At 66.2% G+C, this 15716-nt stretch carries 17 protein-coding genes; 12 read left to right on the top strand and 5 right to left on the bottom strand.

Annotated features, from left to right (window positions below):
- From WT53_RS10730 to WT53_RS10695, 8 genes are all read left to right on the top strand, one after another.
- On the top strand, window positions 1-549 hold a 549-nt coding region (locus tag WT53_RS10730; protein WP_179949006.1), incomplete at its 5' end, for an AAA-associated domain-containing protein.
- 513 nt (window positions 550-1062) lie between these two features.
- Complete coding sequence (locus WT53_RS10725) at window positions 1063-4062, top strand: type VI secretion system Vgr family protein (RefSeq protein ID WP_060259651.1); 3000 nt, start codon at window positions 1063-1065, stop codon at window positions 4060-4062.
- 95 nt (window positions 4063-4157) lie between these two features.
- A complete protein-coding gene (locus tag WT53_RS10720; RefSeq protein ID WP_257127828.1) occupies window positions 4158-4844 on the top strand; it encodes an ankyrin repeat domain-containing protein in 687 nt (228 codons plus the stop codon).
- 97 nt (window positions 4845-4941) lie between these two features.
- On the top strand, window positions 4942-5757 hold the full coding sequence (locus WT53_RS10715) for a DcrB-related protein (RefSeq protein WP_059781217.1): 816 nt from the start codon (window positions 4942-4944) through the stop codon (window positions 5755-5757).
- Between the two features lie 12 nt (window positions 5758-5769).
- The gene (locus WT53_RS32195; protein WP_218921411.1) at window positions 5770-7113 is read left to right on the top strand and encodes a PAAR domain-containing protein; all 1344 of its coding nucleotides are present in this window, start codon (window positions 5770-5772) and stop codon (window positions 7111-7113) included.
- A gap of 5 nt (window positions 7114-7118) precedes the next feature.
- A complete protein-coding gene (locus tag WT53_RS10705; protein ID WP_156447869.1) occupies window positions 7119-7589 on the top strand; it encodes a hypothetical protein in 471 nt (156 codons plus the stop codon).
- A gap of 64 nt (window positions 7590-7653) precedes the next feature.
- Window positions 7654-8136: a tetratricopeptide repeat protein gene (locus WT53_RS10700; RefSeq protein ID WP_059833485.1), complete on the top strand. Its 483-nt coding sequence runs from the start codon at window positions 7654-7656 to the stop codon at window positions 8134-8136.
- 70 nt (window positions 8137-8206) lie between these two features.
- Window positions 8207-8893, top strand: coding sequence for a hypothetical protein (locus tag WT53_RS10695; RefSeq protein WP_060259645.1), 687 nt, complete (start codon window positions 8207-8209; stop codon window positions 8891-8893).
- A 20-nt stretch (window positions 8894-8913) separates the two neighbouring features.
- On the opposite strand, the gene WT53_RS10690 is transcribed toward WT53_RS10695, so the two are convergent.
- Together WT53_RS10690 and WT53_RS10685 are read right to left on the bottom strand one after the other, a co-directional pair.
- Window positions 8914-9408 carry a hypothetical protein gene (locus tag WT53_RS10690; protein WP_050017462.1) on the bottom strand — a complete coding sequence of 165 codons (495 nt, stop codon included), beginning with the start codon at window positions 9406-9408 and terminating at the stop codon, window positions 8914-8916.
- A complete protein-coding gene (locus tag WT53_RS10685) occupies window positions 9405-9956 on the bottom strand; it encodes a hypothetical protein (protein WP_059499103.1) in 552 nt (183 codons plus the stop codon). Before WT53_RS10685 ends, WT53_RS10690 begins: the two co-directional genes overlap by 4 nt.
- A gap of 287 nt (window positions 9957-10243) precedes the next feature.
- Between WT53_RS10685 and WT53_RS32190 the strand changes: the two genes are divergently transcribed.
- From WT53_RS32190 to WT53_RS10675, 3 genes are all read left to right on the top strand, one after another.
- A complete protein-coding gene (locus WT53_RS32190; RefSeq protein ID WP_082725076.1) occupies window positions 10244-10453 on the top strand; it encodes a hypothetical protein in 210 nt (69 codons plus the stop codon).
- Between the two features lie 138 nt (window positions 10454-10591).
- Window positions 10592-12013, top strand: coding sequence for an alpha,alpha-trehalose-phosphate synthase (UDP-forming) (otsA, locus tag WT53_RS10680; protein WP_034208082.1), 1422 nt, complete (start codon window positions 10592-10594; stop codon window positions 12011-12013).
- Entirely contained in the window at window positions 12006-12644 is a 639-nt protein-coding gene (locus WT53_RS10675; protein WP_257127827.1) for an AAA family ATPase, read from the top strand. The genes otsA and WT53_RS10675 overlap by 8 nt, the downstream gene beginning before the upstream one ends.
- Before the next feature lie 30 nt (window positions 12645-12674).
- Here the strand turns inward: WT53_RS10675 and WT53_RS10670 are convergent, their stop codons facing one another.
- Together WT53_RS10670 and WT53_RS10665 are read right to left on the bottom strand one after the other, a co-directional pair.
- The gene (locus WT53_RS10670) at window positions 12675-14042 is read right to left on the bottom strand and encodes an MFS transporter (RefSeq protein WP_060259642.1); all 1368 of its coding nucleotides are present in this window, start codon (window positions 14040-14042) and stop codon (window positions 12675-12677) included.
- Between the two features lie 185 nt (window positions 14043-14227).
- Complete coding sequence (locus WT53_RS10665) at window positions 14228-14608, bottom strand: DUF5594 family protein (protein ID WP_059499107.1); 381 nt, start codon at window positions 14606-14608, stop codon at window positions 14228-14230.
- 117 nt (window positions 14609-14725) lie between these two features.
- Between WT53_RS10665 and WT53_RS10660 the strand changes: the two genes are divergently transcribed.
- Window positions 14726-15130 (top strand): hypothetical protein, encoded by a 405-nt coding sequence (locus WT53_RS10660; protein WP_059824985.1) that lies wholly within the window; start codon window positions 14726-14728, stop codon window positions 15128-15130.
- A gap of 190 nt (window positions 15131-15320) precedes the next feature.
- On the opposite strand, the gene WT53_RS10655 is transcribed toward WT53_RS10660, so the two are convergent.
- Window positions 15321-15650 carry a hypothetical protein gene (locus tag WT53_RS10655; RefSeq protein WP_059499109.1) on the bottom strand — a complete coding sequence of 110 codons (330 nt, stop codon included), beginning with the start codon at window positions 15648-15650 and terminating at the stop codon, window positions 15321-15323.
- Window positions 15651-15716: the final 66 nt, after the last annotated feature.

Genomic DNA, 15716 nt, shown 5'->3' with positions numbered 1-15716 from the left:
ATCTACGCGAAGATGACCGCGCGCCAGACCGGCGAGGCGACGAAGAAGGGGCTCGAACTCGGCAGCTGGCTGCCGCAAGTGTCGACCAACCTGATGGCCGGCCTGATCGAGACGCTCGCGATGGCGCCGTACCACGGCCGCGCCGACATGCCGGAAATCGCGCGCACGCTGCATCTCGAGGTCGACGACCTGTTCCCGATCGCGGAAGTGCTGCAGTACCTCGGCTTCGCGGACGTGCGCGAAGGCGACGTGTTCCTGACGCCGCCGGGGCGCGTGTTCGCGGAATTCGGCACGCAGGAGCGCAAGCTGATGTTCGCGGATCACCTGCTGAAGCACGTGCCGCTCGCCGCGCGGATCAAGAAGGTGCTGAACGAGCGTCCGGGCCACCGCGCGCCGCGTGTGCGCTTCGAGCAGGAGCTCGAGGATTTCCTGTCGGACGGCGCGGCCGAGGAGACGCTCGACGCGGTGATCGACTGGGGCCGTTACGGGGAGATCTTCTCGTACAACGACCAGACCGAAATCTTCAGCCTCGAGGACGTCGAGTCCTGATGCTGGCGGGGCGATTCCGGCGCATTCGCCGGGATCGTCCGGATGCTCGCTCGCTGTGGCTGGATTCGGCCGCAGTGAGTAGCCAACGGCCTGCGGCCCGACCCTGGCGGTCGCAACGGGCGCCGGGTCATGGATCACCTGATGGTCGGATTGTGCCCCTGCCGGGGGGGCGCGGCGGACGTGGCGTTCGCCGAGAGTGCCGCGCCCGGCTTCACGCATCGACGGCGACGCTTCGTTCACTTCTCCCGCCGTCTTCCCCGTTACCACGCATTGAATGCCCGCCGTATTGGTGCGGTGCGCTTGCATCGGCGCGCGATCGCGCCCGTCATCGGCGATAGATATTGGGGATCGATCGGGTAGTTGTCGGCGCAGAATATTAGATGCTGACAAGTGGTTATGAATTTCCCTACGGTTTGATATATTTGGCGCCTTCAAGGTGGCTGAGAGCGCCTTGTTGGTGCGATAGCGTCCGGATCGCGGCGGGTTCGCCCGACGACAAAAACGAGGTTAAAAATGAGTTTCGCAGCAAACGGAAACCCCGCCGGGATGGGAGGGGGCGGTGCGGCCTTGGCCGGCGGCTTGAGCAACCTGGGTTCGCTCGCCGGCATGGCGGGCCAACTGGGGGCGCTGACCGGGATGCCGGGCGCGGGGCTATTGGGCGGCGCCGCGAGCGCGGTGCAACTGGCGCAAACCGGCTTGTCGCTGATGGGCAAGGCCCCGGAGTCGATCGCCGAGGCCATCAACAGCCTGACGGGCGCGGTTCCGCGCCTGACCCAGGACAATCGCTTCATCACGATCGAAACGCCGCTCGGCCCCGACGTGCTGCTGGTCAGCGCGGCGGTCATCGACGAACACGTCAATCAGCTGACCGAAACGCATCTCGACCTGCTTTCCCACCGCAACAATATCGAGCCCCAGGAAATCGTCGGGCAGCGGGTCAAGCTCACGCTCGAGCCGCAGAGCCGCAATTTCAGCCTGACGCGCGTCGTGACGTCGGCGGCGGATACCGAGACGAAGCGATATTTCGACGGTTACGTCGCGTCGTTCGGCCGCGTCGGAAAATCCGGTTCGGTGACCCGCTACGAAATGTCGGTCGTGCCGTGGTTCTGGTTTCTCACGCGCTCGACCGATTGCCGGATCTTCCAGAACCAGACGCCGCAGGACATCCTGAGCGACATTTTCCGCGAGATGGGCTTTTCGGATTTCGCGTTCGCGATGCAGGGCGAACGTCCGAAGCTCGAATACATCGTCATGTACGACGAGTCGTACTACAGTTTCTGCTCGCGCCTGATGGAGCAGGAAGGGCTGATCTGGACGATCCGCTACGAACAGGATAAACACATCCTCGTGATCGGCGACACCAACGCGGTGTTCCAGCCGATTCCGAACCTGAAGACCATTCCGTACCAGGCCAACAGCGCCGCCAGCGAGCAGAACGGCATCGACCGATGGAACGAGGCGTTCAGTTTCCGGGTCGGCAAGATCACGTACCGGGATTTCAACTACAACCAGCCGTCGTCGCAGTTGATGCACGTCGAGGTGCCGACCGTCAATCTGAAGCATCCCAACATCCAGACGACCGAGCGCTACCAGTTCCATTCGCTGTATGACCACGGCGACGACGGGCAGCGTTACGCGTGCTACGCGATGGAAGCGGAAGAAGCGCTCGCGCATCGTTTCAACGGCGCCGGTCATGCGCACGGGATGACGACGAGCGGGCGCTTCACGCTGGTCAATCACGACACGTCCGCATACAACAACAAGGATTTCGTGATCCTGCGCGTGCGTCACCAGGTGGCGAACGACTATACCCAGCAGACCTCGAAACTGCCGTACCACAACACGTTTACGTGCCTGCCGATCGACATTCCGTTCAGGCCGGAACGGCGTACGCCCAAGCCGCACATGCAGGGCACGCAGTCCGCGATCGTGGTCGGGCCGAAGGGCGAGGAAATTCACACTGACGGCAGCCGCGTCAAGCTGCATTTCATGTGGGACCGGCGCGGCAAGCTCGACGGTTCGGATTCGATGTGGGTGCGCGTGTCGCAACCGTGGGCAGGCAAGGGCTGGGGCGGCTCGGCGATCCCGCGAATCGGCCAGGAGGTGCTCGTCTCGTTCAATCAGGGCGATCCGGACAACCCGATCGTCGTCGGCCGCGTGTTCAACGGCGAATCGGGCAACCCGTATCACGGCAGCGGCGGCCAGACGATGGGGATGCGCAGCCAGACGCACAAGGGCGAAGGCTTCAATGAACTGCGGTTCTCTGACGTGAACGGCGCCCAGGAAGTCTTTCTGCATGCGCAGAAGGACATGAAGACGATCGTCAAGGACAGCGAATCGCACACGGTCGAATCCGGCGCGCGGAACGTGTCGGTGCTGAAAGGCGACGAGAACAAGCATGTCGCGCAAGGCAGCCTGTCGGAAAAGATCGCGAAGGCGCGCTTCACGACGGCCAACACCGTCGGCGTGCAGGCGCTCGCGGGCGACGCCGGGCCGGGCAAGCAGAGCTATCAGGCGACGGACGAGATCGAGCACCGGGTCGGCGCGAGCGTCGTGACGCTGAAGCCGGACAGCATCAAGCTGTCTCACGGCGCGTCGAGCATCCTGATCAATCAGAGCGGCATTTTCCTCGATGGCCCGGTGATCCACCTGAACCAGGGTCTGTTCGTGACGCCCGAGCAGGCGATGGCGATCGAGTGGGCCAATCAGCAGGCGATCATCGCGGCGGGTCTCGCGTCGGCCGATCCGAAAGTGCAGGCCGCCGCACGCAAGCTTCAGGCGACGGTGAAGGCGCAGCAACTGGCCAAGCTCGCGGAGGCGGTGTACACGCCGGGCACGGCGCCGCCGGGATGGAAGAACGTGTCGAACGATCCGGAAGCGTTGAAGAAATTCGGCATGCGGCCGCAGGACCTGCAGATTCCCGGCAGCAATTTCGGTGCGCAAGTCTATGCGCCCGATCCGGCTGTGTTCGGCGACAGCATGAAGCCGACGCTCGCCTTCAAGGGCACGCAGCCGACGGTCAAGGAGGACTGGTCGAACAACCTCAGCCAGGGGCTCGGCGACAATTCGCCGTACTACGATCGCGCCGTGACCCTCGGCAAGAAGATCTACGGCTCCGGCAATGCGGGCGGCCTCGACCTTACCGGTCATTCGCTGGGCGGCGGGTTGGCGGCGGCGGCGTCGCAGGCGAGCGGCGCCGGCGCGACGACCTTCAACGCGGCGGGCCTCAATCCTGAAACGCTGCCGCTATACGGGGCCACGCCGCGCGCGTCGTCGATCGCGAATTATCGCGTCGACGGCGACATCCTGACGGGCTCGCAGGAGGGCGGGCTGGGCCCGATCAGCGATGTGACGTCGCTCCTGATGCCCAAGGCGGTCGGCGAGCAGATCACCATTCCGGGCACCAGCGTGACGACGGTCCAGCGGCACATGATGGGCCAGGTGACGAGCGGGCTGAATACGACCGTCGCCGAGCAGCAATCGTCGCTGCTGAGTCAACTGCAGGGACATTGATGAAATACAACAAGGTCATCGCCGCGGGCGCGGTTGTCGCGGTCATCGGTTTGTCGTCGCCGTTCTGGTGGCCGACTCATGCACAGGAAACGAAAATGGCAGACTTCAAACGTTACCCGCCCGAAGATTTTTTCACGGGGCAGCAACTCGAGCTGGCGCGTGCCATTCGCGACGGCAATCTGGAGCGGGTCAAGGCGCTTGCGACGCATACCGATCTCGCCGCGCTGGGCAACAAGAAGGCCAGCCTGCTGTCGTTCGCGGTGCAGGAAGCCGTGCCGGTGAAGACGGACGCCGGCAACGTGCGCCTTCAGATCGTCAGCGAACTGGTCCGGGACGGCGCCAGGCCTGAACAGCCGTTCGGCGAGAATGGCGCGAACGTCGCATATCTGGCCGCGCGTGCCGACACGCCGAACCTGCTGCGGGCGTTGCTGGCCGGCGGCATGAACCCGGATCTCAAGTACGACGGCGATACGCCGCTGCTCTTCGCGACCTGCAAGGATTCGCTGCTGCCGCACATGCGCGTGCTGGTCGAGCACAAGGCGAACGTCAATCTGCGGGACTCGATGAAGGAAACCGCGCTCTACGAAGCGACGCGCCTGCGGCAGTGGGACGTCGTCGATTATCTGCTCGAGCATGGCGCCGATCCGTCGGTGAAGAACGACAACGGTCTCGCGTACGCGAAAGTCCTCGGCGACGAACTGCAACAGACGCCGAAAGGCTCGCCGCAACTGGGTCGCATCGAAGCCATTCACAAGCGCCTGGTCGCGGCCGGCGTGCGGTAACGCCGCCGCCTGACGGATGTGCCGGCGGCGCGTGCGCCGCCGGCGAACAGTTTCAATCCGGCGCCCACTCCGACGGGCTGGCCGAACCGAGAAGAGCATGTCCGAATATCAGATGAACGATGCCGTCATTGAGTTGCCGGCGCACTTCAAAGACAAGACGATTCACCTGTTCACGGTCGACGAGGCAGGTAGCAGCGGCTTCACCTTCGTGGTGTCGCGCGCGCCGATGGAGCCGGACGACACGGTCGATACGTTCGTGACCCGACTGGTCTCGGAGATGCGCAAGTCGCTGCCGCGTTTCGAATTGAAGCATCTGGAAAACCGGGAAATCGACGGCGAAACCGCGCGCGAAATCGACTACCAGTGGGTGTCGGAAGGCGCGCCGCTGCATCAGCGCCAGACGGTCGTGATGTCGCCGAAGGCGGGGCGCGAGCGCATGGCGATCAGCTTCATTGGTACCTGTCCGAAGTCGTTCACGGAGGACAAGAGCAAGGAATACAAGAACCTGCTCGCGAGCGTCGTGCTGGCGCGGCCCGATCAGGCAGCCTTCGCGCCGCGGGCGCTCGGCCAGGACGAGGCCGGCATCGTGTTCGTGCTGCATGAGCCGAGCGCGACGCTGTATGCGCTTACCGGCATCGCCGAACTGTACCGGCACGACGTCACGGAAATGTTCGACGACACCGCGTTCTTCGGCCCGGCCGGCGAGCCGCTGGCGTTGCAGCTTGCACCGCACGGGCAGCCGGCGTGGCGGGCCGTGGATGGCCGTCAATTCGCGCTGTGGACGACGGATTCGCACGCGCACGCGTCGCTGGGCGATCGGCTCGGTGACGTGACGGCGGTGAAGGGCATGGTCGGCATGCAGAACGTCGAGGCCGTGCGGGCTTATCTGACCGCGGTGGCGAACGCAGGCTGACGGGGAGCGCGCGTGGATACATTGCTTGCTGCTGCGCGGTTCGGCGATCCGATCGCGCATACGGCGTCCAAGGGATGGATGATCGCCGGGATGATTGCCGGCGCGGTGATCGGCGCCGTGGCGGTGGTCGCGACCGGCGGCGCGGCGTTGACGGTGATTGCCGCGGTCGCCGCGGGGGCTGCCGCCGGCGGCGGACTGGGCGAAGTGCTGGGCACGATGTCGTGGGCGCCGCGGCACGTCACCGGAAGCCTGATAAAGGGCTCGCCCAACGTCTTCATCAACAGTCGCCCCGCGATACGGGCCATTTTGAGCCTCGGGCTGTGCAGCGACCACGCAGGCCCGCCGCAGGTGGTCGCGCAGGGGGCGTCGACGGTGTTCATCAACAGCCAGCCGGCGAGCCGCAAGGAAGACCGGATGATGTGCGGCGCGTTGATCAACGACGGATCGCCGAACGTGTTCATCGGTGGCCCGGCAGTCGGGGAGTTCAATCCCGAGATCCCGGCGTGGGTGAACTGGACGATGGCCGCGGTGGGCATTGCCGGCGCGGCCGTTCTTGCGGGGCCGGCGCTGGCGTTTCTCGGCGCGGCCGGCGGCTTTCTCGGCGGTGAAGTCGGCGGGTGGCTGGGCGGAAAGATTTTCGGCGAGGGGTCGGACGGGCAGAAGTGGTCGATGCTTGGAGGAAGCTTGCTGGGCGGGATGGGGGCGGCGAAGGGCGCCGGGCTCGTCGGCGGGGCGAGGGGAGCGGGCGCCGCGGCTGGCGAACTGTCGGCGCTGGAAGCGGCCGAAGGCGCCGCAGGGGCGACGGAGCAGCCGACGATTTCGCTGTTCGGTGTGCGTGGCGGCGGGCGGGCGTCCGATGTCGAAGGCGGGATGCATCCGTATCAGTACACTGGCCACGTCGGGTATTCGCTGGACGGCGGCAAGACGATATGGGGTTTTGGCCCTGCAACGGGCGATGCGAGCCTGGCGGAAGTGTTTACTCATTTGAAGGGATCGGGCAGCTACCCCGGGATGATTACCGCGGATCAAGATGCATTCATCGCGATCGCGAAAAATCCGATGGCTGCCCGTGGTGGTGGCGGAGCGCTACAGACGGTGTACGAGCAAAAGATACCGGTCACGCAGGAGCAGTACGAATCGATACTGGCGGCGCACGAGGAACTGGTCGCGCGCGGGCCGATGGATGACATTCGGTATCAATGGCCACCCCAGTCTGGCGAATGGCCGGCAAACCACTATAACTGTGCGACGTTTCCCGGTCGCCTCGGCATTCCCATTCCCGAAGGGACAGGGAAATTGCAGAATTACATGCCGGAGCTCGAGAAAGTGGGTACGCCTTGGATGCCAGGAAGTTAAATCTTATGAACGCGTCAGAAAGCCTCTATTCCGTCGCTGCCAGAATGCACGATCTGGTGCTCGTGTCCGTCATCGATTCACCGAGTCCGCACGTTTTTCGCGCAAGAATCGAGCAGATCTATTCCTGCGGGAAGGGCATCACGCCGGATCGTCTCGGAACGGAGTTCGAGTTTTACAGTGGACCTGCGACGTGGGGGAACGTACCGCTCCAGATCGGGGAGCGGGCGCTGCTCTTCGTGCATCAGGTGTCCGGCGTGTTCAACGAATATCCATGGCGCGGCCACATGGTCCTGGAGGAAATCGACGGTGAATCGTACGCCCGGTTGCAGATTCCCGAGTTGTGGTTGAGGGACGATCTGCCCGAAGCCGTGAAAGCTGCGGCGGCACCTCATCCAACCAGGCGAAACGCGTCGATCGTCAGGTTCGGCGCGCTCGAGAGCTACCTGAAAGGGCTCATCGAAAAAGCGGTTCGCTGAGCCGGGACGGTTTCCGGACAGCGAAGCGGATAATACAAGTGCGAAGTTTTTGGAGTTGAATTGAATGACCGACAAGAACCCCGATTTTTCACCGATGCGCATGCGGGCACGCGGATTCGTGTCGCAGGGCCGCATCGAGGACGCGCTCGGGTTGTACGGCGACATCCTGAAAGTGGCGCCGGACGATGCGGCGACGTATGCCGATCGCGGCACGACCTTCGCGATGATCAAGAAGACCGATCTCGCGCTGAACGATCTGAACCGGGCCATCGAGCTGGGCTATACGGACCCGTCGGCGTATTGCACGCTCGCGACCATTTACCTCGAGGGCGGCGCGTACCAGAAGTCGCTCGATTACTTCGATCGGGCGCTGAAGCTCAATCCCGACCAGCCTTTCGTCTATTTCAATCGCGCGCGGGCATACGAGACGCTGGGTGACATCAAGGCGTCGATCGCCGATCTGGAGCGGTGCCTGACTTACGATCCGGACGATGCGTTGTCCGCGAAGATCAAGGAACGGGTGGCGCAGCTTCGCACGCGTCTGTAACGACCGCTCCAGGATGTGAAGGTGCGGTCCCGACCCGGAAGAATCCGGGCGAATGGCTTGGGGAGTCGTGATGTTGAAGCGGGACAGGTTGCCGTATGCCGCGCTGCCTTCATCGTTGGCGGCGTTGGTCCCCGAGACGGTTTTTCTGAAGGCGTTCGAGCATGCCGAGTCGCAAACGGTCATCGTTTGGTACGTCGACGCGCAAATCGGTCGCCAGCATGAAATCGAGTTTTCGCCGAGGCTCGGGCGTCTGCTGTCACGCAGCGAGCGCGAAGCGCAATTCCCGCCGGAGGAGCAGCGCATCCTGCAAGACGGAATCCGGGTGCACGTAGGCAACAGACTCGAGGCCGATACCGACGTGCGCTACGAAACCTATACCGCATACGATCCGGTGACGTCGTCGAAGCTTGCCGTCGGCGAACAAATGTTCTTCGTGCGGTTTCTGGACGATCCCGAGGCAGTCGTTCGGCAGGCGATCGAACGAGCGAGGTTCCCGAACACATATGCGGGATGGAGCGCCATCGAGCGCACGCGTTATTGGGTGGGCGTGCTGTATCGTGCGCGACGCCAGACGGGGGAGTCGGGTATCAACGAAGACGAAGCCTTCCGGCCTGCATTGTTGAAGCAGATGAGGGCGGTGGATCCGGATGTCGATGGCATGCTTGCGGCGGTGCTGGCCGAGCTGGGTCGAATGGAAATGGTCGACCCGGATGACATGCGCGCTGCATTCAATCGACGTACAGGCGCGTCGGTTTGATTGCGTGGCGCATCGCCCCGTTACTGCAAATTCCCCCACCGATCGACGGCCGGTTCCGCCGACGCCCACTTCCAGTGCGTGCCTTGCTGGCACGCATTCGCGAAATACCAGTCGGCCTTGTCGCCGTCCTTCACCGAGAACGCGAATTCCTTGCACAGCGCGAGCGCCGACGAGTACGCGCGCGTGACCCGCACCTCGCCTTCGCCGTTTTCGAGCGGCAGCGTGTTCTTCACCTTCCACGGCTTCACTTCGCCGACGGCGAGACTGCCGGCCGTCTTCGCGATCGCGTCCTGCTGGTTCTGATGGAGCTGCTTCATCGTGCGGTTGACGGCTTCGTCGGTCGCGGCCTGCACGGCGATCCCGACACCGACGCCGACCGCCGGGTTCGCAGTGACGAGGCCCGTCGCCGCACCGGCCAGCGCGCCGCTCGCCGCGCCGACCGACCCGCAGCCCGACAGCGCGACCGTCGCCGCGCACAGCGCACCGATCGCCGCGATACGAATCGCGACGCTCATTGCAGCGCGCCCCAGCGTTCGGTCGCCGGTTCGGCCGACGCCCATTTCCACACGGGCCCGTCGCGGCAGATGGTGGCGACGTAGAACGCCGATTGCGCGGCCTTGTCGGCCTTCGCCGGCGTGTCGACCGCGAACACGATTTCCTTGCAGTCGAGCGGACCGACGCTGATCATGCGGCTGACCGTCACGCGGCCCTGCTCGTCGTCCTCGATCGGGAACGAATGGTGCGTCGACCACGGCGCGACGCCGCCGACGTCGAGCGGGCCGGCCGCCTTCGCGATCTGCTCCTGCGTGTAGCGGTGCGCGACGCGTTGCGTGTACTGGACGCCGGCCCGCGCGCCGGCGACGGCGCCGAGGCCGATGCCCGTCGCGACGGCGGCATTGTTGGTGACCTTGGAGGCGATCGCGGCGCCCGCGATACCGGCGCCGGCCGTCGCGCCTTCGCTGTACAACGAATTGCAGCCGGACAGCAGTGCGGCCGTGGCGATCGCGGCCAGCACGACGCGCGCCGGCGTGGCCCGGCGCGGCGATTCGAAACGAATGTTCATCCCTGAGTGCAAGTCCTGTCTGGGTGAGCGGCGACGCGTGCACGCCTGATGCCGCGTCATTGTTTCGCAATTGTCATGGGAAAACTGCAAAGCTTTGACAAATCGCCGCGCGGCAGGCCGCGTGCGCGCGGGCGGCGTTATTGTCGGATAGATGATCGACGAAGGGTCGAAACGTTACAAATTGAAGGTAATTGTTACCATCGGCCGCGCTGACGCGACCTAGACTGTTTTGCTATGGAATGTTTCTACGACGGCCTCGAGCCGCGCCGCAGATGAGACACCCAGCCATGCGCCGTTCGAAACGGTTGTCACACCGGCCGCCTGACGCGGCGGCCGGCCATTCGGAAGACCGCCCGCGTCCGCAGACCGACGCGCCATCGGCGCCGCCTGCGGGCGCGCCGGACGAGACGCCGTCGGACGGCGATCACAACCAGGGTGGTGCTCGCCCGGAAGGGCTCGACTATCAACGCGACCTCGGTCAGGAGCAGGACGCTTGATACGGTCGTCGCCGCATTCCACCGCCGTATTTCATTGCAATTCTCGGAACTGAGTCGCCGCGCGGCCGCCTTCGGGCCGCCGCGCCCGCTTCGGCGTGCGTTGCGCGCCAGCCAATCGAATCGAGGAGGGGAAGTCGCATGAGCAGATTGATCGTGGTATCGAATCGTGTCGCCGCCGGCGAGGACACGCGCCCGAGCGCGGGCGGCCTGGCCGTCGGCGTGATGGACGCGCTGAAGGAAACGGGCGGCGTCTGGTTCGGCTGGAACGGCGAGATCGTCGGTGCGCCGGATGCCGAGCCCGCGATCCAGCGGGACGGCAACGTGACGTATGCGACGGTCGGGCTGACCCGGCGCGACTACGACCAGTACTACCGCGGCTTCTCGAACGCGACGCTGTGGCCGGTGTTCCATTACCGCGGCGATCTCGCGCGCTTCGATCGGCAGGAGTACGCCGGTTACCTGCGCGTGAACGCGATGCTCGCGAAGCAGCTCGCCGCGCTGCTGCGGCCGGACGACCTGATCTGGGTGCACGACTACCACCTGCTGCCGTTCGCGCACTGTCTGCGCGAACTCGGCGTGAAGAACCCGATCGGCTTCTTCCTGCACATCCCGTTTCCGTCGCCCGACATGCTGCGCCTCGTGCCGCCGCACGAGGAACTCGTGAAGTTCATGTGCGCGTACGACGTCGCGGGTTTCCAGACCGAGGCCGACAAGCAGGCCTTCACCGACTACATCGAGCGGCGCGGCATCGGCGCGGCGAGCGACGACGGGATGCTGCACGCGCATGGCCGCGTCGTGAAGGTCGCCGCCTATCCGATCGGCGTGCATCCCGACGCGATCGCGCAGGCGGCCGTCCAGTACGGCACGCGCAAGCCGGTGAAGATGCTGCGCGAAGCGCTGGGCGACCGCAAGCTGGTGATGAGCGTCGACCGTCTCGATTACTCGAAGGGGCTCGTCGAGCGCTTCCAGTCGTTCGAGCGGATGCTCGCGAATGCGCCGGGCTGGCAGGGGCGTGTGTCGCTCCTGCAGATCGCGCCGCCGACGCGTTCCGACGTGCAGACCTATCAGCACATCCGCGAAACGCTCGAAGGCGAGGCCGGTCGGATCAACGGTCGCTTCTCGCAGCTCGACTGGACGCCGATCCAGTACCTGAACCGCAAGTACGAGCGCAACCTGCTGATGGCGTTCTTCCGGATGTCGCAGGTCGGCTACGTGACGCCGCTGCGCGACGGGATGAATCTCGTCGCGAAGGAATACGTCGCGTCGCAGGATCCGGCCGATCCGGGTGTGCTCGTGCTGTCGGAGTTCGCGGGCGCGGCGGCCGAGCTGACCGGCGCGCTGCTCGTCAATCCGTACGACCTGTCGCAGATGGCCGAGGCGCTCGAGCGCGCGCTGTCGATGCCGCTCGCGGAGCGCCAGGCGCGTCACGAGGAGAACCTCGCGCGGCTGCGCGAGAACGACCTGTCGGTCTGGCGCGACACCTTCGTCGCCGACTTGCGCAGCGTCGCTGCCGCGGCGTCGGTCACGCGGCGCGCGGGCCGGCGGGTCGCGCATGCGTGAGTTCGGGTCGGGCGCCGCCGCGCCGGGCGCCACCGCGTTGGGCAATGCGCTGAGCGCCGCCGATCGCGACGACGAAGCGGTCGACGACACGACCGGCCGCTTCTTCGTCGTGACGGGCGGCCCGGGTTCGGGCAAGAGCACGTTGCTCGATGCGCTCGAGCGCGCCGGGTTCGCGCGCTCGCAGGAGGCCGGGCGCGGCGTGATCCGCGACCAGATGGCCGTCGACGGCCCGGCGCTGCCGTGGCGCGACCCGGCCGCGTTCGCCGAGCTGATGCTGAGCTGGGAGATGCGGTCCTACCATCTCGCGCGGCAGGCGCGCGGGCCGGTGTTCTTCGACCGCGGCGTGCCGGACGTGATCGGCTATCTGACGCTGACCGGGTTGGCGGTGCCCGCGCACGCGGAAGCCGCGGCGCGGCGTTTCCGCTATCACCGGCGCGTGTTCATCGCGCCGCCGTGGCCCGACATCTATGCGCAGGACACCGAGCGCCGGCAGGATTTCGCGGAGGCGGTGCGGACCTATGACGCGATGGTCGATTGCTATACGTCGTATGGCTATCGGCTGATCGAGTTGCCGCGCGTGAGCGTGAAGGCGCGCGTGCGCTTCGTGATGGATACGCTCGACGCCGCATGACGTCCGCCGCCCGTGCGGCGCTCGATGGTGTCAGGCCGCCGTGTCCGGCCGCGGCGACGCGATGCGCAGCAGGCTCACGACCGCGGCCACCGCCGCGAACGCCGTGGCGACATAGAGTGCGATCGTCGGCCCGCGGTCCGGCGCGAGCCCGAAAATCAGCGCGACGAGCGCGGCGCCGAGCGTCTGGCCCGTCAGGCGCGCGGTGCTCAGCATGCCGCCGGCGCCGCCGCTGCGCTCGCGCGGCGCCGACGACAGCATCGCGCGGTTGTTCGGCGACTGGAACAGCCCGAAGCCCGCGCCGCACAGCGCCATCCGCCACACGATGTCGAGCGTGCCCGGGTGCGCGCCGATCGTCGCGAGCGACAACAGCCCGGCGGCGAACAGCGCGAGCCCGATCCCGCCGAGCATGCCGGCCGAATAGCGGTCCGACAGCACGCCCGCGAGCGGCGCGGCGAACACGATCACGAGCGGCCACGGCGTCATGTAGAGGCCCGTCTCGACCTGCGAGAACCCCAGCGAATTCTGCAGCCAGAACGGCAGCGCGACGAACGCGAGCATCTGCGACGTGAACGACGCCGTCGACGTGTAGACCGACAGCGCGAACATCGGGATGCGCATCAGGTCGACCGGCAGGAGCGGCGCCGGCTGCGACAACTGACGCTTCACGAAGAAATAGCCGACCACGAACGCGACGGCCAGTTCGGCCGCGACGTACGCATGACCTTCGCCGTGACCGAGCCCGTCGACGGCCGTGATCAGCAGGCCGAACACGCATGCGTTCATCAGCGCGCTCGGGAAGTCGTACGGCGCATCGTGCAGCGGGTTGGCGGGCAGCGCGCGCAGGCTGCCGAGCACGGCCGCGATGCCGATCGGCACGTTGACCGCGAAGAGCCACGGCCACGACGCGAACGACAGGATCGCCGACGCGACCGTCGGCCCGATCGCCGACGACAGCGCGACCACCATCGCATTGATCGACAGCCCGCGCCCGAGCATCGAAGACGGGTAGATCATCCGCACGAGCGCCGCGTTGACGCTCATGATGCCGGCCGCGCCGAACCCCTGGATCACGCGCATCACGGCCAGCATTGGCAGCGAGCCTGCGAGTGCGCAGCCGAGCGATGCCGCGGTGAACAGCGCGAGCCCGGCGATGTAGATGCGGCGATAGCCGATACGTTCGCCGAGCGACGCGAGCGGCAGCAGCGTGGTCGTGACCGCGAGCTGGTACGCGTTGACGATCCAGATCGACGCGGCGTCGGACGCGCGCAGGTCGCGCGCGATGGTCGGCAGCGCGACGTTCGCGATGGCGCCGTCGAGCACGGCGAGCGTGATGCCCAGGGCGACGCAGACGATCGCCCAGTAGCGTTGCGGAAGCGGCAGGCCGGTATCGGCGTTCATGACGGGAGCGAGAGCATGGTTGTCCGCGCGCCCGCTTGCCGGTTGCGTGCGCAACCATGTGCACGGGTGGAGGCGGCGATGAACGGCCCGGCCGGCGTGGCTGCACCGGGACGGGGCCGGTCGAGTGTATCACCGGGCCGCATCGCGCGACGCCGAGCCGTGCGGCTGCCGGCTGGCGCGCGCATTCAGCCTTCGAAGTCGAGACCGCCGAGCCGCACGAGCGGGTCGGCCTGCGTGCGCGATGCGAGATCGATGTCGCGCGCGCCCTGCCACGCGCCCAGCTTTCTCGGCAGCGCGGCGAGGTAGTGCTCGAAGCGCTGCGGGCCGTCGGGTTCCATCAGTCGCTCGATCTCGTCGGTGTCCCATGTCAGTTCGAGATTCAGCGGATGCACGAAGCCGCTCACGTGCTCGTGCGGCGCGCTGCGGATCTGCACGCGCGTCGGATGCCCGTGCCCGCCATAGGGGACGACGTCGGTCTGCACGTGATCGGCGAAGAACGCGGCGATGGCCTGCGCGATGCGCGGTGCGAATTCGGTATCGAAACGGCGGGCGGTTTCGGGCTGCATGACGTCGTCTCCTGTATGCCGAAAATCGTAGCACGGCGACGGCGCGTTTCGCCGGGGGCGATGCCGGTAATCGCGCGTTACCACTTGCTGCATCTATTACGGCCGCGTACCGCCACAATGCATCGCATCCAGTACCACTTCGCGTGGGAGTCCATCATGAAAAAGATTGCCGCAGTATGTGTCCTTGCCGGTTCGCTCGCGGTCGCGGGCCCGGCGTCCGCGCATGGCCGCGACGGCGGCGCCGTCATCGGCGCATTGATCGGCGGCGCGGTGCTGGGTGCGATCGTGACGTCGGCGATGAATCCGCCCGTCGCATATCAGGCACCCGCGTACCAGGCGCCGGCCTATCAGCCGCCGACCTACTACCAGGCGCCCGCGTACCAGCAGCCGGCCTACCCGACCTATCAGCAGGCGCAGTACCAGGACGACGGCCCGAACTATTGCTACGACCGCTACCAGCGTGCGTACGTGTGCGGCGCGCCGGTGCAGCAGGGTGGCTACGTGCAACCGGCCGGCTGGTAAGCGGCGGCGCGTGAGCGGGTTCGGTGCCGGGCGGCCACGCCCTCGCCGACGCTCGCTTCGTCCGGCCGGACGACGAAAGGCCCTCGCTCGATGCGAGGGCCTTTGTCTATTGCGTGGCCGTCCGTTCGCAGGTGTGATGCGCTGCCGGTCATCGGCGGGCCGTGCGTGGATACAAACGGTTGCAATTGCGTCAGTGGCGATGACCGCCGCCGTCGCCGCGACCGTGTCCGCCGCCACCGCCGCCTTCGTTCCAGTCGCCGCGGCGTCCGCCGCCGCGCCACCAGCCGTTGCCGCGGTTGCCGCGATCGCCGTCCCAGTGATGGTAGTCGCGCCGGCCGCGATCCCAGTCGCGTCCGCCGCCACCGCCCCAGATGTTGACCGTGCCGTACACGGGAGACGGGGCGTACGCATAGCCGGGATCGGAATAGTAGGGCTGCCCGTAGCCGTATCCGGCGTCCGGGGCGACGACGCAGCCGGCCAGCAGGGTGGCGACGCCGGCGGCGGCAATGAGCTTCAGCATGATGTTCTCCGTTGGTTCCGCTATAAGTACCGCGCCCGGGGATTGCCGGCTGTTTGCAATTGTGTC

Source organism: Burkholderia sp. MSMB2157WGS (genome assembly GCF_001532755.1).
Classification (GTDB): domain Bacteria; phylum Pseudomonadota; class Gammaproteobacteria; order Burkholderiales; family Burkholderiaceae; genus Burkholderia.
The sequence above is the reverse complement of the archived record's forward strand: the minus strand, read 5'-3'. Positions and strand labels throughout refer to the sequence as shown.